The following is a 16,076-nucleotide window of genomic DNA, read 5'->3' on the forward strand; positions in this document are numbered from 1 at the left end:
CTGTGTAAGCGGAATTACTCAGAAACCTGTGTTTCGTAACTAAAAACATCAATTAAATATAAAATCACAGGTCCCTGAGTAATTTTAAAAAGTTCCCTGAGTGTTCCGATGATAATCGGAATGTACCGAAGGGCCTTTTTAAAATTGTACCGAAGGGCCGGCTTACAACACCAAAAAAAACAATGGAACACGACAAACGCCCTTGGGGCGAATATTTTGTGCTCGAAGACGCCGTTACCCACAAAGTAAAGCGCATAGAAGTTAAGCCTGGCGGACGCTTATCTTACCAGTACCACCATAAACGCTCCGAAGTTTGGACCATAGTCAGCGGTGTGGGCCGCATCACTTTAAATGGTGATGTGCAAGATTACCATGCAGGCCAAGTCATCCACATCCCACAAGGCATGAAACATCGTATCGAAAACCCTTCCAGTAGCGAAAACTGTGTGTTTATTGAAGTACAACTCGGTACTTATTTTGGGGAAGACGATATTGTGCGCATTGAAGATGATTATGACAGGCTATAAGCATGAAAATGCTATAAGTTATAAGCAAAAAAAAGCCCAAAGCCTAAACCAAGTAGCAATAAGCTATAAGCCATAAGCAAAAAAAGCCTAAAGCCTAGAGCCTACAGCCTACAGCCTACAGCCTAAAGCCTAAAGCCTACAACAAAAAAAGCCAACAACCACAAAAAATAAAAAACAAGACTATTAACTGAATTTTGATGACGAACGTTTAATTCACTTTAAAGTAGAAGACTTTCAACAACTCTTAGAGCTTTTTAATTAGACAAGTTAAATTCTTATTTAGCAAATATTGCACTACAGTAGTGCAAAAAAACAATAAATATGCACTATTATAGTGCATATTTTTGTATCTTTGTGTAATTCAATACAACATGGATCATTTATTTCAATATTCTAATCAGTTAATTACACAAGTTGATACATCATTTAAACGCTATTTGTATAACGAAATTAATTGGAATAACAGATTACTTGGACTCATTGGTCCAAGGGGCATCGGTAAAACAACACTCTTACTTCAGTACATAAAAAATAATTTAAATCTACAAGAAACGCTTTATGTGAGCGCGGAAGACTTCTATTTTGCTGAAAAAAGATTTACTGATTTAGCAAGCGACTTTGAAAAAGCAGGTGGTAAATATTTATTTATAGATGAAATACACAAATATCCAGACTGGTCTAAGGAATTAAAATTAATTTACGATTACCATCAAAACTTGAAAATAGTCTTTACAGGCTCTTCAATTTTAGATATAAAAAAAGGAAGTTCAGATTTAAGTAGACGAGCTGTAATTTATACCATGCAAGGCCTATCTTTTCGTGAATATGTAGAACTTTTTCATCAAATAAAGCTTCCCGTATATAACCTAGGTCAAATCCTTAATCATGAAGTAAAGGTTCCAGAAATCAAGCATCCTTTGCCTTTATTTAAGAAGTATTTACAAACAGGTTATTATCCGTTTGCCATAGAAGATGAGTTTGAAATAAAATTACAACAAGTCATTAACCAAACCCTAGAAATAGATATCCCTACTTACGCATCCATGAATGTTTCTACGGGAAGAAAGTTAAAGCAATTGTTAGCTATTGTAGCAAAAAGCGTCCCTTTTAAACCCAATATGAGCAAAATAGCTGAACTATTAAATATCAGCAGAAACAACATTGCAGATTATTTGCTTTATATAGAAGATGCAGGAATGATTGCACAGCTAAGAAGTCAAACTAAAGGTATTCGTGCCTTAGGAAAAGTAGAAAAAGTATATTTAGAAAACACCAATTTACTTTATAACCTAGCTGATGAAAACCAAAGAAAGGGAAATCTAAGAGAGACGTTTTTCTTTAACCAATTAAAAGCAAAATACAATGTTTCTGCTTCAGCAATAGCCGATTTTAGAATTGATAAGGTCGATTTTGAAGTTGGTGGAAAAAACAAAAGCTTGAAACAAATTAAAAATGCAAAAAATGGCTTTGTTGTTAAAGACGATATCGAAACAGGCTTTTTAAACACCATACCACTTTGGTATTTTGGACTACTGTATTAAAACCCGGCCCTTCGGTACAATCCCGCAATTGCGGAATCACTCAGGGACCTTTGTTCCTGATTCTAAACGGGGCTTCGATACATTTTTATTTGTACCAAAGAAAATTTAACTACTGAAACCAAAATCACAGGTCCCTGAGTGATTTTAAAAAGTTCCCTGAGTGTTCCGATGATAATCGGAATGTACTTCGACTAAGCTCAGCAGAACTACCGAAGGGCGAAATTAAAACACTCAGCCACCTTTTTAAAAAGAAAATTATTCTACTGAAAACCAAAACACAGGTCCCTGAGTGATTTTGCGATAGCAAAATTGTATCGAAGGGCCGGATAACAAAAAATGAACGCCTATACCTACATCTTAAAATGCTCAAATGGCAGTTACTATGTAGGTAGCACGAAAGACTTAACACGAAGAGTTGAAGAACATCAATCAGGTGAAGGAGCCAACCATACTAAAAAGTATTTGCCAGTAGAATTGATTTACTACGAAGAATACACCAGAATAGATGATGCTTTTTACAGAGAAAAACAACTTCAAAAGTGGAGTAGAAAGAAAAAAGAAGCTTTGATGCGAGGCGATAAAGATTTACTATCAGATTTAGCTAAGAAGGTGTTTGTTAACTAACAAACCGGCCCTTCGGTACAATCCCGCAATTGCGGGATCACTCAGGGACCTTTGTTCCTGATTCTAAATGGGGCTTCGATACATTTTTATTTCGCTCCCTGAGCCTGCGTGCGCTAGTCAGGCAGGTGTTCCGATGATAATCAGAATGTACTTCGACTAAGCTCAGCAGAACTACCGAAGGGCGAAATTAAAACACTCAGCCACCTTTTTAAAATCGTACTATAGAAATATATATTCTATTGAAAACTAAATAAAAGTTCCCTGAGTGTCCCGATGGTAATCGGGATGTACTTCGACTAAGCTCAGCAGAACTATCGAAGGGAATCACAGGTCCCTGAGTGTCCCGATGGTAATCGGGATGTACTTCGACTAAGCTCAGCAGAACTACCGAAGGGAATCACAGGTCCCTGAGTGTCCCGATGGTAATCGGGATGTATCGAAGGGCCGACAACAGATAAACTAATTACCTTGATAAGCAATAAACAACTAAATTTGCTTAATACAGTAAACAGAAAATAAACAATATTATACAACATAATATACAAGCAATCATAGACGTTTGCAAAAAACATCAAGTGAAGTCAATAGCTTTATTTGGCTCTGCGGCTAAAGGAACAGTGAATACGAAAAGTGATTTTGATTTATTGGTTGAGTTTTCTTCTGAATTAGAAGTCTTAGATTATGCGAATAATTATTTTTCACTTCTTGATGCACTTGAGAAAATACTTGAAAGAAAAGTTGATTTAGTCTCGGTTAAATCACTTAAAAACCCAGTGCTCTTAGAAGAAATAAATAAATATAAAGTAAACTTGTATGCAGCCTAAATTACTAAAATATATTCTAGATATTGAATCTGTTATCTAAAAGATTGAATTAAAAGTAAATAAAAACACAGCCAATACCTAATGACTGAAAATAACCGAGTTGAATTCAAAGCACAACTAACTCCACATTTAGAACGGGAAGTGGTGGCTTTTTTGAATTATTTAGGCGGAGGTGTTATTTATATAGGAATCAATGATCAAGGTGAAGCACAGGGGGTTGAAAACTCAGATCAACTACAATTGCAAATCAAGGACAGAATTAAAAATAATATAGCTCCATCTTGTATGGGACTGTTTGATGTAGTAGAAGAAGTAAGAGAGGAAAAACCAATTATTAAAATAATCGTTGCCAGCGGACAAGAGCGCCCCTATTACCTTAAGAAATACGGAATGTCTTCTAAAGGAGCATTCATGAGAAACGGCAGCGCTTCAGAGCCGATGACTGGGAGAATGATAGAAGACCTATTTTCAAAAAGAATCAAAACTTCTATCGGTAAAATTGAATCACCAAATCAGGAGTTGAAATTTGAACAACTTCGGATTTATTACGACACAATAGGAAAGCCTCTAAAAAAACAATTTGCCAAATCCTTAGAGCTTTTAAATCCAGATAAAAAATACAATTATGTAGCCTATTTGGTGGCTGATAACAATAACGTCTCTGTAAAAGTAGCGAAATACGCTGATACATCACGAGTTGATTTGGTTCAAAATGAAGAGTTTGGTTTCTGCTCATTGATAAAGGCCACCAAACTAGTACTTGACAAAATAGATGTTGAAAATAAAACTTTTACGAAGATTACTTCAAAAGAACGTTTAGAAAAGAAGCAATGGGATAAAGTTGCACTGCGTGAAGCTATCATTAATGCTATGGTACACAATGACTATACGTATGAATTAGCTCCAAAATTTGAGTTTTTCTCTGATCGTTTTGAAATTACATCTTATGGAGGTTTACCACAAGGCCTTTCTAAAGAAGAGTTTTTCTTAGGAGTATCTATCCCTAGAAGTAAAGAAATAATGCGTATTTACAGAGATATGGAATTAGTAGAACAACTTGGTTCTGGCGTACCAAGAATTCTACAAACCTATGGAGAGGAATGTTTCTACTTTTCAGAAAATTTTATTCGTATGAGTTTTCAAATGGAGAAACAAATGGGAAAGACTGTGGAAAAGACTGTGGGAAAAACTGTGGGAAAAACTGTGGGAAAAACTGTGGGAAAGACTCAATTAGATATATTACAATTACTTATTGTTGATCCGCAAATTACTCATAAAAAAATAGCAGAAAAGTTGAAATTAAGTGTTCGTGGAGTAGAGTACAACATAAAGAAATTAAAAGACAACAAAATTATTGATAGAAGAGGAGGAAGAAAAGAAGGGTATTGGATAGTTCTGGAGCAACTTGAATTATAAGTTGATTTTTATAGTAGAATCCCAGAAAAATTAGGAGAAAAAGAGTTTTTTGAAGGCTATTCCATTCCTAGAAATAAAGAAATTATGAGAATATACAGAGATCTAGATCTTGTTGAACAACTTGGTTCTGGCCTACCCCGTATTTTAAAATCTTATGATAAATCATGTTTCTATTTTACCGAAAATCACATAAGAACGACTCTTCCAATGGAACAAGTCACCGAACAAGTCACCGAACAAATTGAAAAGTTAGTTTCAGTTCTTAATGATGATATGACACTAAGTGAGCTTATGACTAAATGCGAAATTAAACATAGACCCACATTTTTATATAATTACATTCAGCCCGCATTAGAAATTGGTTTAATACAAATGACCATACCTGAAAAACCAAAAAGCAGAAACCAGAAATATAAACTAACAGCACTTGGTAGAAAATTTAAAAATAGAACAGAATAAAATTGAAAAATAATTTTTCAAGGATGAAGGCTGAGAGCTAAGTGTTGATGCTAAATTCTGTAAAAAGACAAAAGCAAAAAAAAGCCTAGTGCCTACAGCCTAAAGCCTACAGCCTACAACAAATCCGCTATAAAAATCTGTTTTAAGTTCGAGCGGAGTCGAGAATAACCGACCCTTAACTATTGACCAATGACTAAAGACCAACGAAATAATAAATCACAACTATAACCAAAAATGATACGCGGCTCTCGGGCTGAGTAATTCACTTTAACTGAGGTTTATCGAAGTTGAATAATCTAGCTTCATGATGAATTTTACCGAAGTCCCGACTCACGTAACAAAAAACCCACAATAAATAAAACGTAAAAATAAAAATTGCCTGTTTGTAAAACAACAACTTGCAACCTATTTTGGTAAAGACGATATTGTGCGGATTAAATATGATTATAATAAGTAAAATGGAAATTGTAAAAACAGAACTAAAAGGTTGTTACATCATAAAACCAAAAATTTTCAGCGATGAGCGTGGTTACTTCTACGAAAGCTTTAATCAAAGCGATTTTAACAGAGCAATAGGGTAAAATATAAATTTTGTACAAGATAACGAATCTGAATCCCAATATGGAACTATAAGAGGGCTTCACATGCAAAAAGGAAATTATGCTCAAGCAAAATTAGTAAGAGTAATTAAAGGGAGAGTCAAAGATGTGCTTGTTGATGTTAGACCTGACTCACCAAGTTTTAAGCAGAAATTTGAAATAGAATTGTCAGAAGAAAATAAAAAACAGTTATTTGTGCCTCGAGGTTTTTTACATGGATTTTCAGTACTAAGCGAAGAAGCTATCTTTTTTTACAAATGTGATAATTACTACAATAAGATTTCTGAAACAGGGGTTAATCCTTTAGATACACAGTTAAATATAGATTGGGGAATTGCTCAGAGAAAAAAAATTATCTCTCAAAAAGATATTATGAATAATGAGTACGAAGATTTTTTGTTAAAGAATATATGAGCATTTATTAATAGCTAATGAATTATAAAAACTAAACTACTCATCAATACTATTTAATGAAATATTGAAAACATTTGCTAAAACATGACTAATAGCAAGGACGTAAAACTATTAAAGCTTCCCAAAATTGAAGACGATAGAGGCAATTTGACTTTTCTTCAAGAGCAGACGCACATCCCCTTTAAGGTAGAGCGCGTATTCTGGAACTATGATGTGCCAGGTGGACAACAGCGTGGTGGACATGCTTATCACCAACAGGAAGAGATCATCATCGCCCTTTCTGGGAGTTTTGATGTGGTCATCACCCATAAAAATGGAGATAAAGAAACACTTCAACTTAACCGTTCTTACAACGCTATTTACATTCCGCCTAAAACCTGGAGACACATAGAAAATCATTCGACTAACGCCGTATCTTTGCATTTATCCAGTCATAAGTTTGATGCTCAAGATTACATTAGAAATATAAACGACTTATAATGAAACCAACAAGTATTGACGATTGTAAGTTGATTAAAATTGACCAGATTGGAGACCGGCGAGGGCATATTTCGGTAGTAGAAAATAATAGAGAAATCCCTTTTGAAATAAAACGGGTTTTTTATTTATACGATATTCCGGGTGGGGAATCTCGAGGAGCTCATGCACATAAAGAATGTCATCAGGTTATAGTGGCAGTCAGTGGAGGCTTTCAGGTAAAAATGAAAGATGGAAAGCAGGAAAAAATAATTTCTTTGAACAGACCTAATCAGGCATTACATGTTCCACCGGGAATTTGGGCTTCTGAAATTAATTTCACATCTGGAGCCATTTGTTTGGTTTTAGCATCCCATGAATATGATGAACAAGATTATTTAAGAAATTATAACGACTTCTTAAACTTTAAAAATGCTTAAACAAAAAGCATTAGGCGGTGTAGCTTGGAGTGCCGTAGAAATATTTTCTAGACAAGCTGTAACTTTTTTTGTTAGTATATTATTGGCTAGAGTTCTTGCTCCCGAAGATTTTGGTTTGATTGGGATGATTGTATTTATAATAGCAATATCCAATGTTTTGGTCAATTCAGGAATTGGTGATGCTTTAATAAGAAAGAGGAATCCTGATGATAGTTACTATAACACCGCTTTTTTGTTTAATGTATTAGTTGGTATATCAGTATTTATCATAATTTTTTTCATATCGCCTTACATTGCTTCATTTTACAATAAACCAATATTAAAGGATTTGGTCAGAATTTTATCATTAAGTCTTGTAATTAATTCTACTATTATTGTTCAAAGAACAATCTTTATAAAAAAATTAGAATTTAAAAAGCTTTCAATTATTACTTTCTTTTCAGTTTGTATTTCAGGTAGTATTTCTGTGATTATGGCTTACAATAATTATGGTGTTTGGAGTTTAGTTTGGAAAGAAATAATATTAGCTTTATGTCTTATGTTTTTATTTTTTAAATATTCGAATTGGAAGCCTAAGCTAGAGTTTTCTCTCAAAGATTTTAAAGATATGTATGGGTTTGGAAATAAGTTGATGCTTTTGGGGTTAATCGACACAGTTTATCAAAACATCTATTTCATTGTTATTGGTAAATTTTTCTCAACAGCACAACTAGGGCAATACACTCGAGCTGAAACTTTTAAGCGTCTCCCTTCAAACTCTATATCTCAAATCGTTCAAAAAGTTACTTACCCGGTTTTAAGCGAAATACAAGATGACAACCTAAGATTAAAAAACTCATACAAACAAATTTTAAGAACTATAATGTTGGTGTCTATTACAGGCATGTTTTTATTGTCCTTTATTGCGAAAGACTTAACAGTAGTTTTAATGGGGCAGCAGTGGGAATTAGCTGGAGAATATTTAACCATTCTCTGTTTCTCTGGTTTGTTTTATCCATTAGATGCGCTTAATACTAATATTTTAAAAGTTAAAAATCAAAGTGGTAAAATTCTTAAAATAGGGATTTACCGTAAGTTTTTAGCAATACCCTTGATTGCAAGCTTAATTTTTTATGGGATGGAGCCTTTTTTATATGGTCTAATCTTACACCAGTTTTTATCTTTCATTTTAATAAGTTGGCCTAATAAAAAATTGATTGATTTCGGTACGCAAGAACAACTAAAAAGTGTATTAACTTTTTTTATGATTAATGGAAGCGTTTATATTATTGGAGTTTTAATTTCCAAATTCATAGACTTTAATTTTACAGAATTAACAAGTTTACTAATCAGGTTTTTATTATTTAGTATATTGATATTAAGTATATTAGGGTTGATAAGGGATAAAACACTTTATTTTTTATTATCAACAATTAAAAATAAGATTTAATGATTGTAGAGTTTTATTCAAAAACAAAAAAAAAAGATTGGAATAGCTTTATAAAGCATGCTAAAAATGCAACTTTTTTATTTGAGCGTGAATTCATGGATTATCATGCCGATCGGTTTACAGATTATTCCTTGATGGTCTATGACGATAAAAATAAGCTCGTAGCTTGCTTACCTGCCAACATTACGGATGAAAATATTGTGTATTCCCATCAAGGGCTAACCTACGGTGGAATTTGTTATAAAAAAGACTTGAAATTACCAGTACAGTTAGAGATTATAAAAGCAATAGTCCAATATTTGAATCAACAGGGAGTAGAAAAATTGATTTACAAAGCTTTTCCACGGTTTTATAATGAGCTCCAAACCGATGAAGTGGAATATGCTATGTTTTTAATTAATGCGAAATTGTATAGAAGAGATACAGCATTAGCAATAGATTATAGTAATAGATTTAAATATAGTCCTAATTATAGAAGAGAAGCCAAACAAGCAGCTAAAGCAGGTACTAAAGTTATAGAATCTGAAGATTTTGAATCATTTTGGCGTGATGTGCTAGAACCCAATCTATATTCAAGGTTTAAAGTAAAACCTGTACATAATATTGAAGAGATTTTATTACTAAAGTCTAGATTTCCTAATAACATAAAATTGTATATTGCCCAAAACGACAATACAACGATTGCAGGGACGGTCTTTTTTGAAACTAAAACTGTTGCTCACGCGCAGTATATATCAGCAACAGATGAAGCGAGGAAAAATGGAGCTTTAAATCAGCTATATATACATTTAATAGATGAGGTTTTTAATAATAAAAAATATTTTGATTTTGGTATTGCCAACGAAAATAATGGGAAAGCCTTAAATCAAGGCTTATTAGCCTGGAAAGAACGCATGGGAGGTAGAGCCTATTCGCATGATTTTTATGAGATTAAGACCAAAAATTATAATTTATTAGATCAAATTTAAAAATGATTTTAAATAATTACATTGTAGAAGAAATCACTAATAATCATCCTAGTTTCTTAATAATACCTTCTAGAAAAAAAGATATTTTCAAAAATGCGTCTATTGCTAGAAATAATGATTTTGACCTATTGACTTTATTGCAGAAAAGATATCCAGATAAGTATGTAACGTTAACAAAGAGTGGAAAAGATGCTTTGAGGTTAGTATATGAAAATACAAAACAGTATAATGGTAAAGGAAATACTATAATTAAAACTACTTCGAACAATTTTTATATAAGTGGTTGTGTTACAAAAACCATAGAAATGTACCAAAATTGGACTAGACATGAAGATACGAAATCTAACTATCAGCTATTCAACCACGAATTTGGATATGCAGACAATTCTGTGATGGACTATAAAAGTGATAAAATTGTGATTGAAGATTGTGCCTATTCATTTAACTCTAGGTTATCTAATAATGAGTTGTGCGGAACAAAGAGTAATTATTCAATTTTCAGCTTTTCTAAATTTTTTCCAATTCAATTGGGAGGTTTTCTTTTGTCTGATACGCCTGTAGACTACAAGTTGGAAAATGATCTATTTCAATATATATCCAGTGTTGTTGGTTATTATTTTAATAAAATAGAATATTGGACATCAGTTAGAAGGAAAATATTTAATTATTATAGCACAGTTTTTAGTCAATTAGGTTTTAAGCCTTTCTTTATGTTTTCGGAAAATAGTGTGCCAGGCGTATTTTTGTTTACGGCTCCTAAAGAAATTGACTTAGATTTATTAAAAAAATATTATTGGACAAGAGGTATTCAGTGTAGTGTTTTTTATGGAAAGCAAGCTTTTTATCTACCTTTAAATCAATTTATAGAAAAAAGTCATGTTGACTATTTTGCTTCAATACTAAAATCATTTTTAAAAAGATATAATTATTAGATGATAAATAACTTGATACTTAATGGTTATGATCGTTCAGGTACATCTGCAATATCTCGAACCTTATCAAAACACCCAGATGTTGAGCTTGTATTCAGACCTTTTAATAGTGGGTCTATAAGAAAAAAAATGTACAAAATATTAGATGATTCAAATACTAATTCTGAAGACAATAATTTTTTTTCAAATTTAGAGAAAGGTATCTTTATTGAATCATATATTAAATCTGAGTGGCATTTCAAATACTCAACGGTAGAGGGTGATTTTCATCCTAATAACTTCCATATAATAATAACTAATATCAACCATTTTTCAATACCTTGGGTAAACAAAAATTATCCAAAAATAGAACAATGGGCGATTTGGCGAGATCCAATTGAAATACTAAATAGTTGTGTTAAAAATAAGTTTTATGGAAAATGGTATAAAGATGCATTCGATGAACTTGATGAAACTTTAAATAAAAATGACTTTTTAAAGGAGCTTTTTTATAATAAATTCACCTTAGCTATAAAGAGTAATTATGTAGTGAAAACCGCATTTTTAATTGCTGTTAGAAACTATGTTTTATTTAAATATATTTCCAAATCTAAGATTATTGATTATAACATTTTTGAAATAGACCCTAATAAAGCTTTAAATGGGCTATTAAAACACTTTAATTTAAAGGACTTTGATTTTAAAGAATATTTAAAAGTAGATTTGAATAGTATATCATCTATTGACGGTTTCAAGCCAAGTGTGAAAAAGCCTATAATATTAGATAAGAATGATTTAACTATTGCAAAAGATTTTTTTAAACCTTTATATGAAATTTACAATACAAAAACTCAATGATTAAGTTTTTAGACTTACAACAAATAAACGAAGAGTACCGAGAAGCTTTTCATACGCAATTAGTCGATTTGCTAGATTCTGGTTGGGTGTTAATGGGTAAGCACTTAGAGAGTTTTGAAACTAATTTTGCCAAGTATTGTAAGGCAAAACATTGTGTAGGTGTAGCCAATGGTTTAGAAGCGATTACGATTATTCTTGAAGCTTATAAAATTGCTGGAAAATTGAAAGAAGGTGATGATGTTATTGTGCCTTCAAACACTTATATTGCCACTATATTAGGAGTGATTAATGCAGGTTTAAAGCCAGTTTTTGTCGAGCCAGATGAAGATTTTAATCTGTCAGTTAAGCATACCCAAAAAGCAATTTCACAAAACACAAAAGCTATCTTTACGGTTCATTTGTATGGTCAAGCATCAAATATACCAGCTTTTACAAAACTAGCTAGTGAGAACGGCTTATTATTGTTTGATGATGCGGCTCAAGCACATGGAGCAAAGGATTTAGAAGGTCAAAGAGTTGGCGGATCAACCCATGCCACGGCTTTTTCGTTTTATCCTGGAAAAAATCTTGGTGCCTTGGGTGATGGTGGCGCAATTACAACGAATGATTCTGAAATTGCTCAAATTATAAAAGCTTATCGAAACTATGGTTCTCACCAAAAATACCACAACAAATACAAAGGCGTCAACAGCCGATTAGATGAATTACAAGCGGCATTTCTAAATAAAAAACTTGAAAATTTAGACCGTGATAATAAAAAACGCCAAAATGTAGCAAAACAGTATTTAGAACAAATTGATAATAAATATATACAATTGCCTTTAGTGCATGATATAGAAAAACATGCCTTTCACTTATTTGTATTAAGAATTAAAGAAAGCCGAAGAGATCATTTTCAAGAATATCTTGCAAAACATAACATACAGACAGTCATTCATTATCCCATACCGCCACACCACCAATCGGCTTTAAAAGAATTTAAACATTTAAATTTACCTGTAGCTGAACAAATGCAAGACGAGGTTATCAGTATACCAATAAGTCAGGTCATTACTAAAGATGAAGTCAATACCATAATTAAGACGATAAATGACTACCGATAAATTAAAAGTTTTTCATGGCTTGTTTAATTATGGCACCCAAGCAGGACTTTTTGCAAGAGAGCTAAGAAGAAAAAATATATATGCAAAATCCTACGTTATCGAAGATAATTCAAAAAGGGTTAATGACAATCAGCTTAAGTTAGGTGTTAATTTCTTTGATAGATTGTTTTTTAAACTAATAAACTTCTTAAAATTAATTTATGCTTTCTTTAAGTATAATACTTTCCATTTTTATTTTGGAAAAACACTTTTGCCATACCAAATAGACCTACCCTTTTATAGATATTTCAAAAAAGTTGTTATTATGGAATATTTGGGGAATGACATTAGACATTATGAATGGATAATAAAAAGGTATAAATTAGAAAATGGTCATATATTTGTAAAGAATAAATCTCATGACTCTAGAATAAAAAGTAGGCTAAAAAATGAGTTTAAGTATATAGACTATAGCCTTTGTTGTCTGCCAACTCATATGGAGTTTTCTAAACAGTTTGGCTTTGAAGTTAATGAATTATTACCAATAAGTTTAGATTTTAATGACTTTGAATTTACACCTATTTTAAACTTAGAAAATAGAAAAATAAGGATACTACATGCGCCAACTCACCGTGTTTTTAAAGGTACAAATTATATTGAAAATGCTATAGAAGATTTGCAAAAGGATGGTTACCAAATTGATTTTAAAATAATAGAAAATGTTACGCATGCAGAGCTTCAAAAATATTATAAATGGTGTGATATTTATATAGATCAGATTTCTGTTGGGTGGTATGGTACAGCAGCTTTAGAGGCTATGGCATATGGTAAAGTAGCATGCGCTTTTATCGATAAAATATATTTAAAGTATTTACCAAAAAATATTAAGAGTCCTGTTTTTAATATTGAAAAATCTAACTTAAAAAAAAACTTAAAGTATCTTCTAGATAATAAAAAAGATTTGCATAGATGGGGTTTAGAAAGTAGAAATTTCGTACATAATAATCACTCTATTTCAAAAACTTCTGATAGGTTAATAAGTCTGTATTTAAATTTGCATAAATTAAAATCAAATTAAATGAAGATAGTTATAGTAGCAGTAGCGATATATCCAAGAATATCTCCACGTTCCTTTAGAGCCACTGAACTTGCCAAAGAATTTGCTGTTAAGGGTCATGATGTAACTTTAATGGCATGCACAGGAAAATATAATTATAAAGAATTTGAGGCAAAGTACAATGTCAAAGTTAAAGACATAGGCACACCCGCTTTTCTAACTAAAAATAGTGACGGTAAAATAAATTTACCACTTTGGAAAAAAGCAATTATTTATACATTAAATCGATTTTTAGAATTTCCAGATATTTTATTACTGAATAAAGTTAGAAAGAAAATAGTTAATGAAGGTGACATAGACTTACTAATTACAGTGGCATTGCCTTTTCCCATACATTGGGGTGCCGCTGTTATTAAAAAAAGAAATTTTAAAACTTGGGTTTCTGATTGTGGAGACCCTTATATGGGTAATTCAATAAAAAAGCCGTTCTTTTATTTTAAGTATGTCGAGAAATTTTGGTGTAGAAAAACTGATTTTATTACCGTCCCAATTACACAAGCAAAAAACTCCTTTTACAAAGAATTTAGAGATAAGATTAAAGTAATTCCTCAAGGATTTAACTTTGATAAATTAAAACTCTTTAAATACACTCAAAATAAAATTCCAACCTTTATTTATGCGGGGTTGTTTTATAAAAACAATAGAGATCCATTTAATTTTCTCACTTATTTATCTAATTTACAATTAGAATTCAAATTTATAATTTACACACCTAATAAAAGATTGTTGTTGCCATTTATTGACAAACTTGGAGATAAGCTAGTAATTGAAAATAGTATCCCTAGAGATGAATTAATTGCTCAAATGAGTAAGGCAGATTTTTTGATAAATTTTACTAATTTAAATATCAGTAATCAGCTTCCTAGTAAACTAATTGACTATTCTCTTGCAAATAGACCGATATTAGAATTGACAAGCAATTTTGAAGAAAATGAAAAACATAACTTTGAAAATTTTTTGGTAAATAATTTTGAAAATCAAAAGAAAATAAAAAACTTGAAACAGTATAATATAAAAATAGTAGCTAAAAAGTTTTTATCAATTTACAAAAATAAAAATGAAGGCATTTAGCAAATTATCAATTCCATTATTTCCTATTTGGCCTTTAGGGAGTTTTCTAATGGCTTCTAAAAATATACTATCGATTCAAAGTGCATTTGTTTTTGTTTTATTTTCATGTCTGTATGGTTATGCATTTGATTTTACAGATAGATCTGCTGATTCTTATCGAGTTGCATATGTATTCAGTAATTTTAATTTTTCTAGTTTTAGCGATATTTATAATTTATTTTTACTTGGTGAAAGCACTGATTTATACAGATTTTTTGCTTACGGTTTAGTAAAACAATTTACTGATAATCCTAAAGTTTTATTTGGTTTTTTTGGTTTAGTATTTGGGTTTTTTTGTTACAAGTCATTAAAAATATTTATGAGTGAATGTAGGCTTGTTAAGCATGATATTTATATTTATATTTTATTGATTTGCTTTTTTGCGATAAATCCAATATCAAATATGAATGGGGTAAGATTTTGGACAGCCTCGTGGCTTTTTTTTATATCAGTTTTTCTAATATTAAAAAATAAGAAAAGTGGTTTAATTTTATTGTTTGCAGTACCTCTTTTTCATTTTTCTTACTTATTTATATCTTTAGCTGTTCTGTTTTACATCTCTGGTTACAAAATTTTAAGTATAAAACGTAGAACACTTTTAAACTTGCATTTTTATATTTTTTTAATAGCGTTTTCTGCTTCTTGGTTCTTAGAAACTAATTCAATAGACATTAAATTCATTGGTGAGTCTGATTTAGTTTCTTCTAGTGTGAAAAAAAAAATCAATTTATACAATAGTGATAAATTAACAGATAAAATTGAAGAAAGATCTGATTCTCTTTACCAAATAGTATCAAGATACTTTTCGATAATAAATAAGTTATTCTTTTTCTTTTTATCGATTTATTTTTTTAAGAAATTGAAGAATCCAAAATTACATATTAATACTAGAATATTTAATCTTTTCAACTTCAGTTTGTTTTTTGCATCCTTATCTTTTTTTGCGAGTATAATACCTTCAGGTAACAGATTTTTCACAGTGTCTCAATTGTTTTTTGTTTTATTAATGTTGCTGCTATATATTCAACATAGAGAATCAAAGATGATGATTTTGCTTCTTATTCCAGTCTTTTCTTTTAAATTTTTTTTTACAATTATATATTTGAGTTATGTACTTATTAGTCCTTCTTTGTGGTATGGCAATTTATTTTTAATACTGTATGAGGGTATTGATTTTAAGCCAATAGTGCAATATTAATAATTTATTAAAATAACACTTCAATCAAATAAGTTTTTAAGTTTGAAATCATTCAAAAACAAATTTGAATATTATAATTTATAACTAATAAATATAATATAAC

Annotated in this window: 16 protein-coding genes and 1 pseudogene; all 17 read left to right on the forward strand. The window is 31.0% G+C overall.

Features of this window, described 5'->3' with window-relative positions:
* Positions 1–182: 182 nt before the first annotated feature.
* Positions 183–527 carry a phosphomannose isomerase type II C-terminal cupin domain gene (locus tag IEV63_RS01690; RefSeq protein ID WP_188405024.1) on the forward strand — a complete coding sequence of 115 codons (345 nt, stop codon included), beginning with the start codon at positions 183–185 and terminating at the stop codon, positions 525–527.
* Positions 528–898: 371 nt separating this feature from the next.
* Positions 899–2,068, forward strand: a complete 1,170-nt coding sequence (locus IEV63_RS01695) for an ATP-binding protein (protein WP_188405025.1) — start codon at positions 899–901, stop codon at positions 2,066–2,068.
* Positions 2,069–2,404: 336 nt separating this feature from the next.
* The gene (locus tag IEV63_RS01700; protein ID WP_188405026.1) at positions 2,405–2,692 is read left to right on the forward strand and encodes a GIY-YIG nuclease family protein; all 288 of its coding nucleotides are present in this window, start codon (positions 2,405–2,407) and stop codon (positions 2,690–2,692) included.
* A gap of 551 nt (positions 2,693–3,243) precedes the next feature.
* The gene (locus IEV63_RS01705) at positions 3,244–3,516 is read left to right on the forward strand and encodes a nucleotidyltransferase family protein (RefSeq protein WP_262890050.1); all 273 of its coding nucleotides are present in this window, start codon (positions 3,244–3,246) and stop codon (positions 3,514–3,516) included.
* Positions 3,517–3,597: 81 nt separating this feature from the next.
* Positions 3,598–4,932 (forward strand): RNA-binding domain-containing protein, encoded by a 1,335-nt coding sequence (locus tag IEV63_RS01710; protein ID WP_188405027.1) that lies wholly within the window; start codon positions 3,598–3,600, stop codon positions 4,930–4,932.
* Positions 4,933–5,016: 84 nt separating this feature from the next.
* Positions 5,017–5,391 (forward strand): Fic family protein, encoded by a 375-nt coding sequence (locus IEV63_RS01715; protein WP_188405028.1) that lies wholly within the window; start codon positions 5,017–5,019, stop codon positions 5,389–5,391.
* Between the two features lie 458 nt (positions 5,392–5,849).
* Positions 5,850–6,404: pseudogene (rfbC, locus tag IEV63_RS01720) on the forward strand (dTDP-4-dehydrorhamnose 3,5-epimerase).
* 84 nt (positions 6,405–6,488) lie between these two features.
* Complete coding sequence (locus IEV63_RS01725; protein WP_188405029.1) at positions 6,489–6,884, forward strand: sugar 3,4-ketoisomerase; 396 nt, start codon at positions 6,489–6,491, stop codon at positions 6,882–6,884.
* Complete coding sequence (locus tag IEV63_RS01730; protein ID WP_188405030.1) at positions 6,884–7,300, forward strand: sugar 3,4-ketoisomerase; 417 nt, start codon at positions 6,884–6,886, stop codon at positions 7,298–7,300. Before IEV63_RS01725 ends, IEV63_RS01730 begins: the two co-directional genes overlap by 1 nt.
* On the forward strand, positions 7,293–8,729 hold the full coding sequence (locus IEV63_RS01735; RefSeq protein WP_188405031.1) for a lipopolysaccharide biosynthesis protein: 1,437 nt from the start codon (positions 7,293–7,295) through the stop codon (positions 8,727–8,729). The genes IEV63_RS01730 and IEV63_RS01735 overlap by 8 nt, the downstream gene beginning before the upstream one ends.
* Complete coding sequence (locus IEV63_RS01740) at positions 8,729–9,697, forward strand: GNAT family N-acetyltransferase (RefSeq protein WP_188405032.1); 969 nt, start codon at positions 8,729–8,731, stop codon at positions 9,695–9,697. Before IEV63_RS01735 ends, IEV63_RS01740 begins: the two co-directional genes overlap by 1 nt.
* A 2-nt stretch (positions 9,698–9,699) precedes the next feature.
* Positions 9,700–10,629, forward strand: coding sequence for an aspartate aminotransferase family protein (locus IEV63_RS01745; protein WP_188405033.1), 930 nt, complete (start codon positions 9,700–9,702; stop codon positions 10,627–10,629).
* Complete coding sequence (locus IEV63_RS01750) at positions 10,630–11,466, forward strand: hypothetical protein (RefSeq protein WP_188405034.1); 837 nt, start codon at positions 10,630–10,632, stop codon at positions 11,464–11,466. It abuts the gene before it with no gap.
* On the forward strand, positions 11,463–12,569 hold the full coding sequence (locus IEV63_RS01755) for a DegT/DnrJ/EryC1/StrS family aminotransferase (RefSeq protein ID WP_188405035.1): 1,107 nt from the start codon (positions 11,463–11,465) through the stop codon (positions 12,567–12,569). The genes IEV63_RS01750 and IEV63_RS01755 overlap by 4 nt, the downstream gene beginning before the upstream one ends.
* Positions 12,556–13,626 carry a glycosyltransferase family protein gene (locus IEV63_RS01760; protein ID WP_188405036.1) on the forward strand — a complete coding sequence of 357 codons (1,071 nt, stop codon included), beginning with the start codon at positions 12,556–12,558 and terminating at the stop codon, positions 13,624–13,626. The genes IEV63_RS01755 and IEV63_RS01760 overlap by 14 nt, the downstream gene beginning before the upstream one ends.
* Positions 13,627–14,736: a glycosyltransferase family protein gene (locus IEV63_RS01765; protein WP_188405037.1), complete on the forward strand. Its 1,110-nt coding sequence runs from the start codon at positions 13,627–13,629 to the stop codon at positions 14,734–14,736.
* Positions 14,723–15,973, forward strand: a complete 1,251-nt coding sequence (locus IEV63_RS01770) for a hypothetical protein (RefSeq protein ID WP_188405038.1) — start codon at positions 14,723–14,725, stop codon at positions 15,971–15,973. The genes IEV63_RS01765 and IEV63_RS01770 overlap by 14 nt, the downstream gene beginning before the upstream one ends.
* Positions 15,974–16,076: the final 103 nt, after the last annotated feature.

It is taken from the genome of Psychroflexus salis (genome assembly GCF_014640175.1).
Taxonomy (GTDB): Bacteria; Bacteroidota; Bacteroidia; order Flavobacteriales; family Flavobacteriaceae; genus Psychroflexus; species Psychroflexus salis.

Bases quoted from the DNA above. Each gene is read 5' to 3' on its own strand.
- IEV63_RS01740 (WP_188405032.1), top strand. From the start codon at position 8,729: ATGATTGTAGAGTTTTATTCAAAAACAAAAAAAAAAGATTGGAATAGC.
- IEV63_RS01725 (WP_188405029.1), top strand. From the start codon at position 6,489: ATGACTAATAGCAAGGACGTAAAACTATTAAAGCTTCCCAAAATTGAA.
- IEV63_RS01770 (WP_188405038.1), top strand. From the start codon at position 14,723: ATGAAGGCATTTAGCAAATTATCAATTCCATTATTTCCTATTTGGCCT.
- IEV63_RS01750 (WP_188405034.1), top strand. From the start codon at position 10,630: ATGATAAATAACTTGATACTTAATGGTTATGATCGTTCAGGTACATCT.
- IEV63_RS01755 (WP_188405035.1), top strand. From the start codon at position 11,463: ATGATTAAGTTTTTAGACTTACAACAAATAAACGAAGAGTACCGAGAA.
- IEV63_RS01735 (WP_188405031.1), top strand. From the start codon at position 7,293: ATGCTTAAACAAAAAGCATTAGGCGGTGTAGCTTGGAGTGCCGTAGAA.
- IEV63_RS01760 (WP_188405036.1), top strand. From the start codon at position 12,556: ATGACTACCGATAAATTAAAAGTTTTTCATGGCTTGTTTAATTATGGC.
- IEV63_RS01700 (WP_188405026.1), top strand. From the start codon at position 2,405: ATGAACGCCTATACCTACATCTTAAAATGCTCAAATGGCAGTTACTAT.
- IEV63_RS01730 (WP_188405030.1), top strand. From the start codon at position 6,884: ATGAAACCAACAAGTATTGACGATTGTAAGTTGATTAAAATTGACCAG.
- IEV63_RS01690 (WP_188405024.1), top strand. From the start codon at position 183: ATGGAACACGACAAACGCCCTTGGGGCGAATATTTTGTGCTCGAAGAC.
- IEV63_RS01710 (WP_188405027.1), top strand. From the start codon at position 3,598: ATGACTGAAAATAACCGAGTTGAATTCAAAGCACAACTAACTCCACAT.
- IEV63_RS01715 (WP_188405028.1), top strand. From the start codon at position 5,017: ATGAGAATATACAGAGATCTAGATCTTGTTGAACAACTTGGTTCTGGC.
- IEV63_RS01695 (WP_188405025.1), top strand. From the start codon at position 899: ATGGATCATTTATTTCAATATTCTAATCAGTTAATTACACAAGTTGAT.
- IEV63_RS01745 (WP_188405033.1), top strand. From the start codon at position 9,700: ATGATTTTAAATAATTACATTGTAGAAGAAATCACTAATAATCATCCT.
- IEV63_RS01765 (WP_188405037.1), top strand. From the start codon at position 13,627: ATGAAGATAGTTATAGTAGCAGTAGCGATATATCCAAGAATATCTCCA.